Raw genomic sequence first — 13,588 nt, 5'->3', positions numbered from 1 at the left:
TGTTGTGTACAAAATAGTGTTGATTTTATTGAGTATTATCTTGTGTTCATGTTCTTCCTACTATACTAGTAATGGTGAGAAGTATTATTTGTCTAGTAGAAACGGAGAGAATTTGGTTGTTCCTCCGGGTCTTACAGAAGATAATATAAGTCATTTTCATGACTTACCGGAGCAAACACAAAATCCTCAGGTAAGTATTGAGCCACCTACTGTTTAGGAGCTTTGTAAAGGATGCAAACACCGGTAGAGGAACTTGAAGCAATTAAACAGCTTTCCCAAAGACTGGTGGATGCACAGCAAAGTATTCGCATTCTCGATTCTATTAAATGGGATGAAAATATCCGCGAAGAATTTTTTAAACACAAGGCTAAAAAACTACCGGCAATTAATGAGGATTATTATAAAAATAAACCACTTCCTTTTGATGCGAAGGAAAAAATAGAGGAATTTAGAGGTATTTTACGGGATACCCAAAATCAATTTGGCCAATATGCTTCAATTACTCGACTCATAAAACGCATGTGCGATGAATATAGTCGGGCGGTGCAAATGCTTGCCGGACGTGGAACCTCCACTTTCTGCGAAATTTCCATGGAGCTTTATGGCAGTCCTAATGATGTTTTTTATGCCGGTGGGCCTCGTTTATCAGAGTTAGGTGCTTTACTGTTTGATGTACTAACTACCTTGGATGTGCAGTTACAATCCGATGCGGATGTTAAAAGATATACCCCCGAAGAAGCTCAAGAAATTTTACAGGCACGGTTAAGCGCTTTTTTTGATAGACACACCGGGAAAGTGACTGTGATGGTAAGTGATGGCATGATTGCTGACGCTTCCGCAGGGGCTGATAATATTAAATTAAGTCAGCGGGTAATGTTTAGTGACCGCGATATAAGATATCTTGAAGTGCATGAAGGGTGGGTGCATGTAGGTACTACGTTAAATGGAAGCATGCAACCGTATTGTAATTTTCTTTCCAAAGGTTCTCCCTCCAGTAGTGTTATTCAAGAAGGGCTTGCTGTTTTAACAGAAGTGATTACATTTTCCTCTTACCCTGGAAGGATGCGAAAAATTACCAATCGGGTAATTGCCCTAGATAAAGTTACCCAGGGCGCTGATTTTTTAGATGTTTATAAATATTTTCTTGAGTGTGGTTTAACAGAAGAAGAAAGTTATAGACAAAGTGTTCGTATATTTCGAGGCAGTACTCCTACGGGCGGGCCATTTACCAAAGATTTATCCTACGCAAAGGGATTCGTACTCATTTACAATTTTATTCGTTTTGCTATCAGCCAAAGGAAAATAGATGCCATTCCCTTATTATTTTCCGGTAAAGTGGTTTTAGATGATTTACCTTTATTAAAGGATTTGTTGGTGAATGGGATACTAGAGCTACCCACCTACCTTCCTCCGCAATTTCGTGATTTAGCGGCTCTGAGTGCCTGGTTAAGTTTTTCTTTGTTTTTAAATAAATTTGATTTAAATGAAATTCAGAAGAATTTTCGCTTCTTGTTAGTGTAGAATATATATCCAAAATACTTCAAAATAGTATTTTTGATATAAAAATCCTTCTCCATAAGGCACAAAAGATGAATAAATTAGAGCTGGCAATAGGTGTGTTTGACTCTGGAATGGGCGGGCTTACTGTGTTGCGAGCCTTACGAAACGCTTTACCTAATGAATCATTTATTTACCTCGGTGATACGGCAAGATTGCCGTATGGTACGAAAAGTCCTAATACAGTGCAGCAATATGCGACGCAAATGGCGCGGCTTTTGGTAGAAAGAAATATTAAAGCGTTAGTTATTGCGTGTAACACCGCTACCACGGCGGCCTTAACCCACCTCCAAACATTACTCCCAGACCTACCCATTATCGGGGTGGTAGAGCCGGGTGCTATGGCCGCCGTAGCAGCCACGAAAAGTAACAAAATTGTAGTTTTGGCTACGGAAACAACGATTGCAAGTAATGCGTATCAACGGTTAATTTCTGAAAAAATACCTTCTGCCACAATTTCTGGCTTAGCTTGTAGTTTATTAGTTGCATTAGCGGAAGAGGGTATGGTTGATAATGAAATAGCACGGACTACTTTAAACCATTACCTGGTTAACTTTTCCAATCAAGATACCGTCCTTTTAGGATGTACGCATTTTCCTGTTTTTAAACCGTTAATACAAAAGATATTGCCTGAAGGTGTGCGAATTGTTGATTCCGCAGATGCTACGGCGAGTGCCTTAAAAAAATTATTGATGCAAGAAAACTTATTGCATGTAAATCATAATCCTACCATTGAATATTTAGTCACCGATTCTTTAACCCGTTTTCAGAAAGTAGGATCGCTATTTTTAGGTGAGAACCTAAAAGAAGCGAATTTGAAACTGATTGATGCATAAAAAAGTCCTGTTAGATTCAAATAAGAGCAAAATAATTAATCTTTGCCTATAATTTAATTGACTTCTTTAGACATCATATTGCGGGAGAAAGTTTGTGACTCATGACGAAATTGAAGAGTTATTAGAGGAGCTGGTCGCAAAAGACGCAAATTCTTGTCAAACTTTCCTAGATAGCATTGGTAGTGAAAACCATGATCAATTTGCACGGGTAATGTACGATAATTGGGAGATTTTTTTTCCTGAATATGAAAAATCTGCCTGGGATGCGTTTACACCCTGGTTACGGGGAGAAGGTAGTTCCTATTTTGATGATTTTAAAAGCTATGTGGACACAGTGCATCCATCTGTTTCTGAGGGGCAACTATACTCAGATATGTCACCGCGCGATTTAACAGCAGCACCACAAGATGAAGAGGAAGTAGACAGGGAAATTCTAGAGCGAGTAAGTGCAGCACAAGCAAGAATGCGCGAAGAATTACAAAGACAAGATGAAGCTGCGCGATTAGCAAAAGATGAAGAAGAAAGACGCGAATTAGAGAGATTGGCAGCCGAGGCAGCCAAAGTTCCTCTTCCTGAGGATGATGAGGTTATTCCTGAAGATGAGGAGCCTATTGCTGAAGTGGAAGGTGGGGGGCAACCTCAGCCCAAAAACATATCCGCTCCAGCTGCCAAAGAAGACAGGAAAGGTGGGAAACTATTTTGGATGGAGCAAGATAGTATGATGCGTTTCACCGACTCTTTGTTACAAAAAGGTGAAAAGCTTGGTGACATACTTCCGGCAGAACGGAAGCTTATGCTAATGACTAGCGTTGATAACGCTCCTTCTTTTGAAGCAAAAAGGCTAACGGAGGGACAAACTATTGCGTCTTTACAAAATTTTGGGGTAGATGAAAAGAAAAAGGAGCGAGTGGGGGCGCTGCTTCAAGACCATAAAGGAAGAATATTTGATCATTCCACTTCTAATTTACTTCCTGAAGAGAAAAACCTAGTCGCATTAAAAATGGCTAAAATGATGTTAACCAATTATCCTGGCTATGGTGATATTATAATTTCTGCCCCCGTTCCTAGTTCTAAAGCAGATATTGAACAAGCAAACAAAGTGTATGCGTCTCTTTTATACTTAAAGAGTCAAGACCCTTCATTAAAAGACATAAAAATCATCTCTCTGGTGAAAGACTGCAATGGGCCTAAAAACAGTTCACCCGCTGCGGAAAAATCTTATATTGAAAAATATTTGAAAGATTCGCTCCCTACAGCAAGTATCGAAAAAACACATGTCAGCGAGCTAGCTGTGCATCAGAATGCATTACGTGAGCGAATAAGGGAAGCGAAAGGGCTGGGAAGAGAAAGCTCGGAAGTATTAAAAGAGGGAGATACTTTCTCCACTGCTCCCAAAAAATAGCAAAGTTTTGTAGAATCTAGTCAATACCCTTAATCCCCGCTTAAGTTTTCTATCTTAAAATGGTATTAATTTAAAGAAATAAATCGGAGTCCCAATGTTATCTCCTGAACAAATACAGGCCCTTATTCAGGCTATTAAATCCATTGAAATTGATAATGAAGACGGGAAGAAAGCGCTTCGTCTGTTGATTGAAGTTCCTATAGAAGAATTAGATCGTGTTATTGAACAACAGAGAGGTAAATTACAAATTGGGGAAGCTTTGCCACCTGTGCAATTTGAAAGAGATGAGTTATCTGCCATTGCCGCGGCAGATAAAGAAGCGATTGTTCCGGTATTGCAAGCAGCTAAGGATCAAATAGCTCTTCACGAACTGACAAAAGAGCTTAAAGATCTGGAAGCACAAATGGAAGCCGCTAATCAAATAGATGTAGCTAGTACTACCCTCACAGAAGATTTGGCTGAGAAAGAAGCTATTTTGACAAGCATAGCGGAGTCAATCGCAGAGCTGTTGCAAAGATTTGAACAAGATAAAGCAAAGTTTTCAGAGGAAACTGCCCAAGCCCTTCGGCAAAAGTTAAATGAAACTCAAAGAAAATTAGATGCGTCATATGAACTTCTGAGGGATATCCGTAGAAAACAACCGGATCCGGAAACTGATCCTTTAGTAGATATAACTGGCGGGCACGTCCCCGGACCGCAGGTGAAACCTGTGGATAAACCTTCACCTAAAGCTACTGCAAAAGTATTTTTAATGGAACAAGATAGCTTGCTTGACTTTGTCGATTCGCTGGAAACAGCCTCAAACTTACATGACCCAGTGAAAGAAGAAGGTCTGTCTTTGCGGACTGACATAGCTAATGCGCCTTATTTTAAAGGAATTAAGATACCTGAAACGCAAGTTATTTATTCGCGCTGTAATTTTGGTGAGGATAAAGACAAAAAACCCCGCATCGGCAAAATTGTGCAAAACCATCGTGGCGTGGTATCTGATCGCTCAACGGGAAATTTAACAGATGACGAGAAAAGCCTGGTTGCTATTAAAGCGGCAAAAATGCTATTAAGCAACTACCCAGGTTACGGTGAAATATTTATTACCGCTCCTTTAAGTTCTCACAAAGATGTTGTGACCCAAGCAAATAAAGTTTATGCAGCCATTTTATTATTACAAAAAGATAACCCCGAGTTAGCTAATTTAAAAATTGTTTCATTAGTAAAAGGTTGTGATGGTCCAGGGAAAAACGCCACGCCGTCTCAAATCGATAAATTTGTGAATAAACATTTGAAAAGTATATTTCCCAAAGCTGCTAAAGAAAGTGACACCTTAAAAGAGCTTAGCTTCTACCAAAAAGAATTAAAAGATAAATTAAATGAAGCGCGGCAAAAAGCAGAGGATACCTCTTCATTTCACGTCCATGAGGGCGATGAAATCAGGCATGGGAAATTAGAACCTCAGATGTAGGATTAAAGTTGGACCGGCAGAAGTCGTACTTGATTGCTGGTCAACCAGGTTTTCAGGTTTTGATCTAGCGAAATCAACCAGACCTGAAACCTGGTTGATCCGCAATCAGCTACGATGGTTAAGAGAAAAATTAAATCAGACCTCACAACGTAGAGATATCGCAGCCGCAATTAAGGTGCAATTTTCTGAGTTCTATTCCTCTTTTAACGGCCTTTGCATCAAATTTTCAACAGCTTTTTGGGCGGTGATTTTCTCATTGAGCAGTTGATTTACCTGTTCACATATAGGCATTTCAACTTTGAGTTTTTTCGCCAGCGCACATACTTGGGCCGCGTTATATTTTCCTTCAACTACTTGCCCAATTTGGCTTTCGGCGGTGGCCATTTTTTCGCCTTGCCCTAATAACAATCCGAAACGACGATTTCTCGATTGATTATCTGTGCAGGTAAGGACTAAATCACCTACTCCTGCAAGCCCCATAAAAGTTTCTGCCTTTGCTCCCAATGCATGTCCCAAACGACTCATTTCTGCGAGCCCGCGCGTGATTAAAGCGGCTTTTGCATTGGCTCCATATTGCAGCCCATCACTAATTCCGCAGGCAATAGCTAATACATTTTTTACTGCTCCACAAAGTTGCACGCCTGTATAATCTTCACTTATATATACGCGCATGGTGTTACCGTGCAGCAAAGACTGTAAGTCTTTTAAAAAAGATTGTTCATTGCCGGCAACCACTAAGGCAGTAGGCAAGGATTCAGATACTTCACGGGCAAAAGAAGGCCCCGCTATAATAGCGAAAGGAAAATTTTTTCCCCATTTTGTAGCAACAATTTGGCTTAATAATTGATTGGCTTTGGGGTCCAACCCCTTGGTAAGCCAAGCTATGCCCTTGATAGGTTTAGGTATATTGGTCAACACAGTGGCGAAGGCATGGGAAGGAACAGCAATAATGACATACTCTGCTGCTGTTACACTTTGTTGTAACTCATGAGTCGCTCTTAAACATTTGGGAAAAAGGGCATGGGGTAAGTAACGACTATTACAGCCATCGTTTTGCATTTCTTCTACATGCTTAAGATCGCGTGCCCATAAATCAACAGGATAACCTTTACGAGCGAGATGAATGGCTACCGCTGTACCCCACGATCCCGCTCCTAATATGGTTATCCTTTTACTCATATTTAATTACTAGTTGCAGCTTTTTTCTCAACTTCAGCCTTACGCTTTTCTTCCAACTGTTGCATGTAAATAGCGTCAAAATTAATAGGCGCCAGTACTAATTGCGGGAAGCTTCCACGGACTACTTCCGTAGTAATGGCTTCACGGGCATAAGGGAAAAGAATGCTAGGGCAGAAACTTCCTAAAAGATGCTCCAGCTGTTGAGCAGGTGCGCCTTGAATAGTAAATATACCGGCTTGTTGCACCTCCACAAGAAATGCCGTCTCTTTTTGATTTTTAACCGTAGCAGTTACAGTTAAGGTAACTTCATACACACCTTCTTCCAATTTTGTGTGCTTGGTGTTTAGATCTAAAGATAACTCGGGTTCCCATTTTTGTTGAAAAATGGCTGGCGTATTTTTTGTTTCAAAAGATAAATCTTTAACATAAATACGCTGAATCATAAAATGGGCTTCATTATTAGGGTTATTATTTTGCTCACTCATGGTGTGCTTATCCTCGTAAAAGTTCATCTAAACGCCCAGAACGCTCCAGGGCATACATATCATCGCAGCCACCAATTGCTTGGCCATTAATGAAAATTTGGGGAACGGTAAAACGATTGGTTTTTTGAATCATTTCCTCTCGTTTTACTGGGTCTTCATCTACCCGAATTTCCGTATAAGTCACTCCTTTTCTATCTAATAGCTGTTTAGCACGTACACAATAAGGGCAAAAGCCAGAACTATAGATAATAACTTCGGCCATATTCTATCCTTTCGTTTTTTTGACTAAGGGGAGGTTGGCGGCGCTCCAGGCACTTATTCCGCCGGATAAAACCATGGGGTTGCTATACCCTTGTATACGTAATTTATTTGCTAAAGAAGACGATTGTACCCCGCGAGGACACACCAAAATAAGAGGTTTGTCCTTGTATTTGCTCATTTTTTGCTGAGAAAAATCCTCTGCAGTCGCACGTATAGAGTTAACAATATGGCCTGTTTTATAGGCTTCGGCATCGCGTAAATCAATAACAACGGCATCTTGTGAATTAATCATATTAACGGCTGCGGAAGGTGACAATTCTTTCGCCTTCTTTTTATTAGAAATCACTTCATTGATAAGGATAAAAACAACAATTACTATGAGAGCTACCCATAGCATCCAATGATTTAAAATAAATTGCTGTAACTGAGCCATGCTATGCCTGATTTATTATGATAAAAGGCGAATTATCCTTTGAATGCGGGTCTATGGCAAGAGGGGAGGTATGTTCTAATGTAGATTGGCGCCAAAGGCTACTCCTGTCATTCCCGCTTGCGCGGGAATGACAGCTCGTTAAATACGCGAGAATGACGGGCATTAAAAAGTGACGATTTACCGTTCTATCGGATATCCATTCATTTCCCACTCGGAAATACCGCCATTTACAGAGTAAACTTCTTGATAGCCCATGTCTATCAAGCACCGGGCTGCATATAATGAGCGCGCACCGGCGCGGCAGTGTAAGTAGATAGGCTGATGGCGGTCGGGAATATGTTTTTCAATCTGTTGGGTAATTTCATCTTTGGGAATATGCAAAGCACCAGGGATGCGGGATTCTTCCCATTCCTCATTTTCTCGTACATCAATTAAGCATAACTCTGGATTTGTTTCTTGACGTTTTTTAAGTTCTTGCACAGAAATGGTATGAACCTCAGGATTTATCATAACGGGTCTCCCTTATAGCTGGTCTTGTCAGCGTTGAATGATGAATAAACCAATAAATGGCGGCGGTTATTACGCCGCCAATGAGTGTGGCAAAAGCCCAGGTAGGGCCAGATACAAGCGCAGGTTTTTGCCCCAGGTTATACAAATTTCCTGCGTCTCTTGCTACGGCACCGGCAAAAATTACATGTAAAATGGCACTAATTAAAAGGATTAAATAATAAAATGTTTGGATTTGAGCACTAAATTTTTGAACTAATTCAGGTAACATATATTATCCTTAATGAATTCTTTTCATAATAGCAGAAATTAATATTCAAGTATCTTGAGTATTACCTAACTCCTGGCTACGTTTTTAAAAATAAGGAAGGGACGTGTTAAATACTTCAGTACCTCATTTAACTATGGCACATGCAGGCCCATTGCATACAGTAGAAAAAGTAATACTTAATCAAGTGGCAGCAATAGAAGCATGGTTTAGAAAGCGCTGGCAAGAAACCCCTGCTCCAATTACGTCTTCCGTGGATTTGCGTCATGCAGGTTTTAAGTTAGCACCTGTTGATACCAATTTATTTCCAGCGGGATTTAATAATTTAAATAAAGATTTCTTACCTTTATGTATCCAAGCGGCTCAGTCCGTATTAGGCAATAATCCCTGTACAAAAATATTATTAATCCCTGAAAGTCATACTCGTAATCTTTTTTATTTTCAAAGCTTGCAGGTTTTGCAAGATATTTTAGTTAAGGCAGGTTACGTTGTCCGTTTGGGTAGTATTGATTCGCAACTAGAAGAGCCCAACAAAATTGAGACCGGAAAAGGCCAGCTTTTCATCGAGCCCATAATTCGACAAGGCAACCGCATAGGGCTGCAAAATTTTGATCCTTGCGTAATTATATTAAATAATGATTTATCCGAAGGGGCTCCAGTAATTTTAGAAAATATAGAGCAACACATTATTCCCGGCCTTAAATTAGGCTGGGCTAACCGTTTAAAATCTACACATTTTCGATTTTTTGATAGCGTTAGCAAAGAATTTTGTACCATGGTGAATTTAGATCCTTGGCTTATCAATCCCTTATTTAAATCAGTAGAAGGGGTGGATTTTTTGGCACAAGAAGGCCTCGATGTTGTCGCTGATGCGGCCAATGAACTTTTAGTCAACATACAACAAAAATATAATGAGTATGGTATTAAAGAAAAACCTTTCGTTGCGGTAAAAGCAGATAATGGAACCTACGGCATGAGCGTGATGATGGTTCACGAAGCGCAGGAATTATTGCAATTAAATCGTAAACAAAGAACAAAAATGGCCGCGAGTAAAGGCAGTCGTAAGGTTGATAAAGTGATTATTCAAGAGGGGGTATATACTTTTGAATCCATGCCTAATGGTTCTGTTGCAGAGCCGGTAATCTATATGATAGGACAATACGTTGTAGGTGGTTTTTATCGTGTGCATCAAGAAAAAGGCGCTGCCGAAAATTTAAATTCTCCTGGCATGCATTTCGAACCGTTGGCATTTGCCCATCCTTGTAATATGCCTAGAGAGGACTTGGAAGTCATTGATTGTACTAATCGATTTTATACTTACAGTGTAATTGCAAGATTAGCAGCTCTTGCTGCTGCTAGAGAAATAGATGCTATTGAGAGAAAGGGAAAGGTATGAAGCTTGGCGTATTAATGGATCCTCTAGAAAAAATAAAACCCTATAAAGACTCAACCGTAGCCATGATCAAAAGTGCAAACGCCATGGGCTGGTTTTGTGCTTTTTTTACTCCCAAAGATGTATTCTGTAAAGACGGGGAGGTATTTGCAAACATTTCTGAAATTATTGTACAAGAGAACAATTCTAAAGAATGGGCGTTAGTAAAAGAGTCAATAGAAAAACCTCTCACTTATTTCGATATTATTCTAATGCGTAAAGATCCTCCTTTTGATATGGAATATATTTTTGCAACGTATGCTTTAGATTTAGCAGAAAAAGAAGGGGTATTGGTTGCAAATAAACCCCAGAGTTTACGCGATGCAAATGAAAAATTTTTTACCTTGCAATTTCCACAATGCTGCCCACCAACCTTGGTTTCGCGTAGCATTCCTCGCTTAAAAAAATTTTGGCAACAGCATAAAGAGGTTATCTTTAAACCTTTAGAGGGGATGGGAGGCAGATCTGTTTTTCATGTTAACCAGGAAGGAAATAATTTATCAGTAATTTTGGAAACATTAACCCATGGGGAAACGATTACCATTATGGCCCAGCGTTACATTCCTGAAATCAAAGATAAAGGAGATAAACGCATTTTATTAATTAATGGAGAACCCATTCCTTATGCATTAGCACGAATCCCGGCCAAAGGCGAGTTAAGAGGCAATTTGGCTGCAGGGGCTTGCGGTAAAGTGGTTCCCATCAATGAAAGGGACAAATGGATTTGCCAGCAAATTGCCCCCACTTTAAAAGAAAAGGGATTATATTTTGTAGGAATTGATGTCATTGGGGATTATTTAACAGAAATTAATGTGACTAGTCCGACTTGTATTCGTGAGATAGAAAAAGAAACGAACCTGGATATAGCAGGGGATTATTTGCGGTTTTTGCAGTGGCTGTAGGTTGGCGCCGAAGGCCCAACAAACGTAATATCAAAGAAGCTTGACTCATTTGCTACGCCTTCTGCGGCAGAAAAATATTATTTAAATCCCAACTGTCGCCAGGCTTCAAAAAGAATAATGGCAACAGAGTTGGAAAGATTTAAGCTTCTGCTCGATTCCCGCATTGGAATCCGTATCCCCTGATATTGCTCTCTTATCTCGGGAGGCAGCCCCCGTGTTTCAGGTCCAAATAAAAGTACATTATCGTTTTGGTAACTCACTTCACAGTAATTGGTCACGGCTTTAGTAGTACAGGCGAAAATATGGCGATTTTTATTTTTTTCACTAAATTCCGCAAAATTTTTATAATGTATAACATTAGCCCATTCATGATAATCAAGACCCGCACGCCGCATTTTTTTGTCGTCTAAGGCAAAACCCAAAGGGTGGATTAAATGTAGCTGGGCCCCTGTGTTAGCACAGAGGCGAATAATATTTCCCGTATTAGGAGGAATTTCAGGTTCAAACAGTGCGACGTGTAGCATTGGAAACAGCACTTAAAATAGGATAAATGTCTTCGTCGTTGGTATTAGGAAGTATCGTCTTTTTTGAATCATCTTCCACATCGTCCACATATAAGTCTCCACTGTCTTCTTGCGCGTCTTGTTGGCCAGTGATTAGGTAGTTACGATGCTGCAAATAGGCATCCCTCATGAAAGAATACTTATCCATGGCCTCGTCCATTAATTTGTCCGTTTCCAACATTTGGGCACGGAGATCTACGTAACGAACGCCAATTAAAGACCACACTACGGTATCAGAAGGAATATAAGGATACGGTGTAAAAATTGTATAATCAAATAACATACCCATCCCATCACGAATAGTACTGGGCCCCAAGAAAGGAATAACAATGTAAGGGGATTTTTTATCGCCCCACTTGGCAAAAGTAAGTCCCAAATCATTACGATGTGGTGGGAGATTTATACGCGAAGCAGGATCAAAAACTCCCACTACTCCAAACGTAGTATTTACAAATAGTCTCCAGGTATCTTTTAATGCATAATTCGGATCCCCTTGGAGTAAGTCATTGGCAATTGCTGGAAGCAAAGCAATATTATTATAAAAATTATTAACGCCAGTTCGGACGGGGGGAGGTAAAATGGCTTGATAGATCTTGGCAACAGGCTTTAGGACAACAGTATCAAATGCATAATTAAATTTATACGTTTGCCGATTAATAGACTCATAAGGATCGTCAGGGTTTTCACCTTTTACGCAAGCTACTAACAAAAATAAGGAAAAAACAAAAAGTAAAGGAAAGCGCATGTTTTTCTTTTTATTAGGATTAATTTTTGTATCTTACACGAGATAATATGAAACCTCTAGCTAGCGTCTAAATCCTGTCTAAGAATTTCAATGCTTGCATGAATGATGGCATCAATAAGTCCGGGTTCGCGATCGCTATGGCCCGCGTCTCGAACAATACTTAAGTGAGAAGCTGGCATGGATTCATGTAATTGCCACGCTGCCGATAAAGGGCAAACCATATTATAACGGCCGTGAATCAAGTAAGTAGGGATGTGCCTGATCTTTTTTATATTTTCAAGAACTTGATTTTCTTTTATAAAATATTGATTGCTTACATAATGGGACTCCAAGGTTGCCAAGGTTAAAGCAAAGTGGGGGTCATTATAGGCATCAATGACATTTAAATTAGGTTGCAAGCTGCTGCAATGCGCTTGCCAGGTAGCCCAGGTTTTGGCTGCGGAAATTCGGGCCAAATCGTTCGTCCCTTGCAGGCATTCATTAAAATAGCCAGTGATGTTATTTTGCCGGTTGCCAGGGATTGTCTTAATAAAATCTTGCCAATAGTCAGGATAAATTTTCGCAGCGCCGCCTTGATAAAACCAATCAATATCATCTTTGCGACCTAATAAAATTTGATGAAGCAGTAAAGCATTTACATTTTGCGGGTATTGTTCTGCATAAAGTAATGCCAACAATGAACCCCAGCCACCACCAAATAATATAAAACGATTCAAACCTAAAAAATGGCGGACTGCTTCAATATCATCTATTAAATCCTGGGTGGTATTATTTGCAAGTTCCAAATGCGGAGTAGAACGACCACATCCTCTTTGATCGAAGATAATAATACGGTAACGTTGGGGATCAAAAAAACGCCGTAAATGCGTATCACCACCTGCTCCCGGCCCCGAATGCAGGGCAATGATTGGAATACCATTGGGGTTACCCGATTCCTCTAAGTACAGAACGTGCGGTTTAGTAACCGAGAAGATGTGGGAAACATTGGGTTTTATAGCTGGATAAAGTGTAAGCATAAGAATTACCAAAGATTTTGAATAATCTTATACGACACATTTAAAAACCGCAAAAAAATTAAAGAGAGTATATGTCTAGTAAAAGTGTTGAACTGTCCTCCTTTACTATTTAAAGTAGGTTGGGCCTTCAGCACCAACCTACTTTGCTTTGGCTGCTAAATTTAAGATAATACGCAATTCGTATGTATGGGAATGATTATGGCTAAAACACCCTGGTTAGAGGGGCTTAATGAACGTCAATTGAGTGCTGTCACTGCTCCTTTAGGGAATACTTTAGTATTGGCAGGGGCGGGGAGTGGTAAAACACGCGTCTTGGTAAATCGCATTGCCTGGCTTGTTGAACATGAATTTATATCCCCGAATGCTATATTGGCCGTTACTTTTACTAATAAAGCTGCTGGGGAAATGAAAGCGCGTTTAGGTCAGTTGTTGGCATTTCCCATAGAAGGGCTTTGGGTAGGAACCTTCCATAGTATTTGTCATCGTTTATTACGCCGTCATTATAAAGATGCTAACTTGCCGGCACAATTTCATATTTTAGAT

16 protein-coding genes and 1 pseudogene are annotated in these 13,588 nt (G+C 39.9%); 8 read left to right on the top strand and 9 right to left on the bottom strand.

From position 1 onward, the window contains the following. Window positions 1-4 precede the first annotated feature (4 nt). From EL206_RS01220 to EL206_RS01200, 5 genes are all read left to right on the top strand, one after another. Complete coding sequence (locus EL206_RS01220) at window positions 5-217, top strand: hypothetical protein (RefSeq protein ID WP_084758811.1); 213 nt, start codon at window positions 5-7, stop codon at window positions 215-217. A gap of 14 nt (window positions 218-231) precedes the next feature. Next, complete coding sequence (locus EL206_RS01215; RefSeq protein WP_058461298.1) at window positions 232-1,521, top strand: flavohemoglobin expression-modulating QEGLA motif protein; 1,290 nt, start codon at window positions 232-234, stop codon at window positions 1,519-1,521. Between the two features lie 68 nt (window positions 1,522-1,589). After that, on the top strand, window positions 1,590-2,393 hold the full coding sequence (gene murI, locus EL206_RS01210; RefSeq protein ID WP_058461299.1) for a glutamate racemase: 804 nt from the start codon (window positions 1,590-1,592) through the stop codon (window positions 2,391-2,393). 94 nt (window positions 2,394-2,487) lie between these two features. Beyond that, the gene (locus tag EL206_RS01205) at window positions 2,488-3,795 is read left to right on the top strand and encodes a hypothetical protein (protein WP_058461300.1); all 1,308 of its coding nucleotides are present in this window, start codon (window positions 2,488-2,490) and stop codon (window positions 3,793-3,795) included. A 94-nt stretch (window positions 3,796-3,889) separates the two neighbouring features. After that, the gene (locus tag EL206_RS01200) at window positions 3,890-5,254 is read left to right on the top strand and encodes a hypothetical protein (protein ID WP_058461301.1); all 1,365 of its coding nucleotides are present in this window, start codon (window positions 3,890-3,892) and stop codon (window positions 5,252-5,254) included. A gap of 192 nt (window positions 5,255-5,446) precedes the next feature. Here EL206_RS01200 and EL206_RS01195 read toward each other — a convergent pair whose 3' ends face one another. The 6 genes from EL206_RS01195 to EL206_RS01170 all read right to left on the bottom strand — a co-directional run bounded on the left by EL206_RS01195 (window position 5,447) and on the right by EL206_RS01170 (window position 8,390). Next, entirely contained in the window at window positions 5,447-6,433 is a 987-nt protein-coding gene (locus tag EL206_RS01195) for an NAD(P)H-dependent glycerol-3-phosphate dehydrogenase (protein WP_058461302.1), read from the bottom strand. 2 nt (window positions 6,434-6,435) lie between these two features. Then, window positions 6,436-6,918: a protein-export chaperone SecB gene (secB, locus tag EL206_RS01190; RefSeq protein ID WP_058461303.1), complete on the bottom strand. Its 483-nt coding sequence runs from the start codon at window positions 6,916-6,918 to the stop codon at window positions 6,436-6,438. Window positions 6,919-6,925: 7 nt separating this feature from the next. Beyond that, window positions 6,926-7,180 carry a glutaredoxin 3 gene (gene grxC / locus EL206_RS01185; RefSeq protein WP_058461304.1) on the bottom strand — a complete coding sequence of 85 codons (255 nt, stop codon included), beginning with the start codon at window positions 7,178-7,180 and terminating at the stop codon, window positions 6,926-6,928. A 3-nt stretch (window positions 7,181-7,183) separates the two neighbouring features. Further along, window positions 7,184-7,612: a rhodanese-like domain-containing protein gene (locus EL206_RS01180; RefSeq protein WP_058461305.1), complete on the bottom strand. Its 429-nt coding sequence runs from the start codon at window positions 7,610-7,612 to the stop codon at window positions 7,184-7,186. Window positions 7,613-7,789: 177 nt separating this feature from the next. Next, window positions 7,790-8,122 (bottom strand): rhodanese-like domain-containing protein, encoded by a 333-nt coding sequence (locus EL206_RS01175; protein ID WP_058461306.1) that lies wholly within the window; start codon window positions 8,120-8,122, stop codon window positions 7,790-7,792. Next, window positions 8,109-8,390: a hypothetical protein gene (locus tag EL206_RS01170; protein ID WP_058461307.1), complete on the bottom strand. Its 282-nt coding sequence runs from the start codon at window positions 8,388-8,390 to the stop codon at window positions 8,109-8,111. Before EL206_RS01170 ends, EL206_RS01175 begins: the two co-directional genes overlap by 14 nt. Window positions 8,391-8,523: 133 nt before the next feature. On the opposite strand from EL206_RS01170, the gene gshA reads away from it, so the two are divergent. Both gshA and gshB read left to right on the top strand, forming a co-directional pair. After that, window positions 8,524-9,783: a glutamate--cysteine ligase gene (gene gshA / locus EL206_RS01165; protein ID WP_058462333.1), complete on the top strand. Its 1,260-nt coding sequence runs from the start codon at window positions 8,524-8,526 to the stop codon at window positions 9,781-9,783. Continuing rightward, window positions 9,780-10,721 carry a glutathione synthase gene (gene gshB / locus EL206_RS01160; protein WP_058461308.1) on the top strand — a complete coding sequence of 314 codons (942 nt, stop codon included), beginning with the start codon at window positions 9,780-9,782 and terminating at the stop codon, window positions 10,719-10,721. The genes gshA and gshB overlap by 4 nt, the downstream gene beginning before the upstream one ends. Window positions 10,722-10,798: 77 nt before the next feature. Here the strand turns inward: gshB and trmL are convergent, their stop codons facing one another. The 3 genes from trmL to pip are packed head-to-tail and all read right to left on the bottom strand — an operon-like array spanning window position 10,799 to window position 13,045. Next, complete coding sequence (gene trmL / locus EL206_RS01155) at window positions 10,799-11,245, bottom strand: tRNA (uridine(34)/cytosine(34)/5-carboxymethylaminomethyluridine(34)-2'-O)-methyltransferase TrmL (RefSeq protein WP_058461309.1); 447 nt, start codon at window positions 11,243-11,245, stop codon at window positions 10,799-10,801. Further along, complete coding sequence (locus EL206_RS01150; RefSeq protein WP_058461310.1) at window positions 11,223-12,029, bottom strand: MlaA family lipoprotein; 807 nt, start codon at window positions 12,027-12,029, stop codon at window positions 11,223-11,225. Before EL206_RS01150 ends, trmL begins: the two co-directional genes overlap by 23 nt. A gap of 56 nt (window positions 12,030-12,085) precedes the next feature. Then, window positions 12,086-13,045: a prolyl aminopeptidase gene (pip, locus tag EL206_RS01145; RefSeq protein WP_058461311.1), complete on the bottom strand. Its 960-nt coding sequence runs from the start codon at window positions 13,043-13,045 to the stop codon at window positions 12,086-12,088. 186 nt (window positions 13,046-13,231) lie between these two features. Here pip and EL206_RS10195 point away from each other — a divergent pair. Next, window positions 13,232-13,576, top strand: a pseudogene (locus EL206_RS10195) (UvrD-helicase domain-containing protein); the annotation flags it as partial. Between the last annotated feature and the right edge of the window lie 12 nt (window positions 13,577-13,588).

The sequence above is a fragment of the Legionella adelaidensis genome, from assembly GCF_900637865.1.
Lineage (GTDB): Bacteria > Pseudomonadota > Gammaproteobacteria > Legionellales > Legionellaceae > Legionella_A > Legionella_A adelaidensis.
Note: the sequence above shows the minus strand (reverse complement) of the source record. Positions and strands in the feature narration are given on the sequence as shown.

What these genes read in the sequence shown, in the direction of transcription:
- EL206_RS01215 (WP_058461298.1), top strand. Translation starts at nt 232, where the DNA reads ATGCAAACACCGGTAGAGGAACTTGAAGCAATTAAACAGCTTTCCCAA.
- murI (WP_058461299.1), top strand. Translation starts at nt 1,590, where the DNA reads ATGAATAAATTAGAGCTGGCAATAGGTGTGTTTGACTCTGGAATGGGC.
- EL206_RS01200 (WP_058461301.1), top strand. Translation starts at nt 3,890, where the DNA reads ATGTTATCTCCTGAACAAATACAGGCCCTTATTCAGGCTATTAAATCC.
- EL206_RS01195 (WP_058461302.1), bottom strand. Translation starts at nt 6,433, where the DNA reads ATGAGTAAAAGGATAACCATATTAGGAGCGGGATCGTGGGGTACAGCG.
- secB (WP_058461303.1), bottom strand. Translation starts at nt 6,918, where the DNA reads ATGAGTGAGCAAAATAATAACCCTAATAATGAAGCCCATTTTATGATT.
- grxC (WP_058461304.1), bottom strand. Translation starts at nt 7,180, where the DNA reads ATGGCCGAAGTTATTATCTATAGTTCTGGCTTTTGCCCTTATTGTGTA.
- EL206_RS01180 (WP_058461305.1), bottom strand. Translation starts at nt 7,612, where the DNA reads ATGGCTCAGTTACAGCAATTTATTTTAAATCATTGGATGCTATGGGTA.
- EL206_RS01175 (WP_058461306.1), bottom strand. Translation starts at nt 8,122, where the DNA reads ATGATAAATCCTGAGGTTCATACCATTTCTGTGCAAGAACTTAAAAAA.
- EL206_RS01170 (WP_058461307.1), bottom strand. Translation starts at nt 8,390, where the DNA reads ATGTTACCTGAATTAGTTCAAAAATTTAGTGCTCAAATCCAAACATTT.
- gshA (WP_058462333.1), top strand. Translation starts at nt 8,524, where the DNA reads ATGGCACATGCAGGCCCATTGCATACAGTAGAAAAAGTAATACTTAAT.
- gshB (WP_058461308.1), top strand. Translation starts at nt 9,780, where the DNA reads ATGAAGCTTGGCGTATTAATGGATCCTCTAGAAAAAATAAAACCCTAT.
- trmL (WP_058461309.1), bottom strand. Translation starts at nt 11,245, where the DNA reads ATGCTACACGTCGCACTGTTTGAACCTGAAATTCCTCCTAATACGGGA.
- EL206_RS01150 (WP_058461310.1), bottom strand. Translation starts at nt 12,029, where the DNA reads ATGCGCTTTCCTTTACTTTTTGTTTTTTCCTTATTTTTGTTAGTAGCT.
- pip (WP_058461311.1), bottom strand. Translation starts at nt 13,045, where the DNA reads ATGCTTACACTTTATCCAGCTATAAAACCCAATGTTTCCCACATCTTC.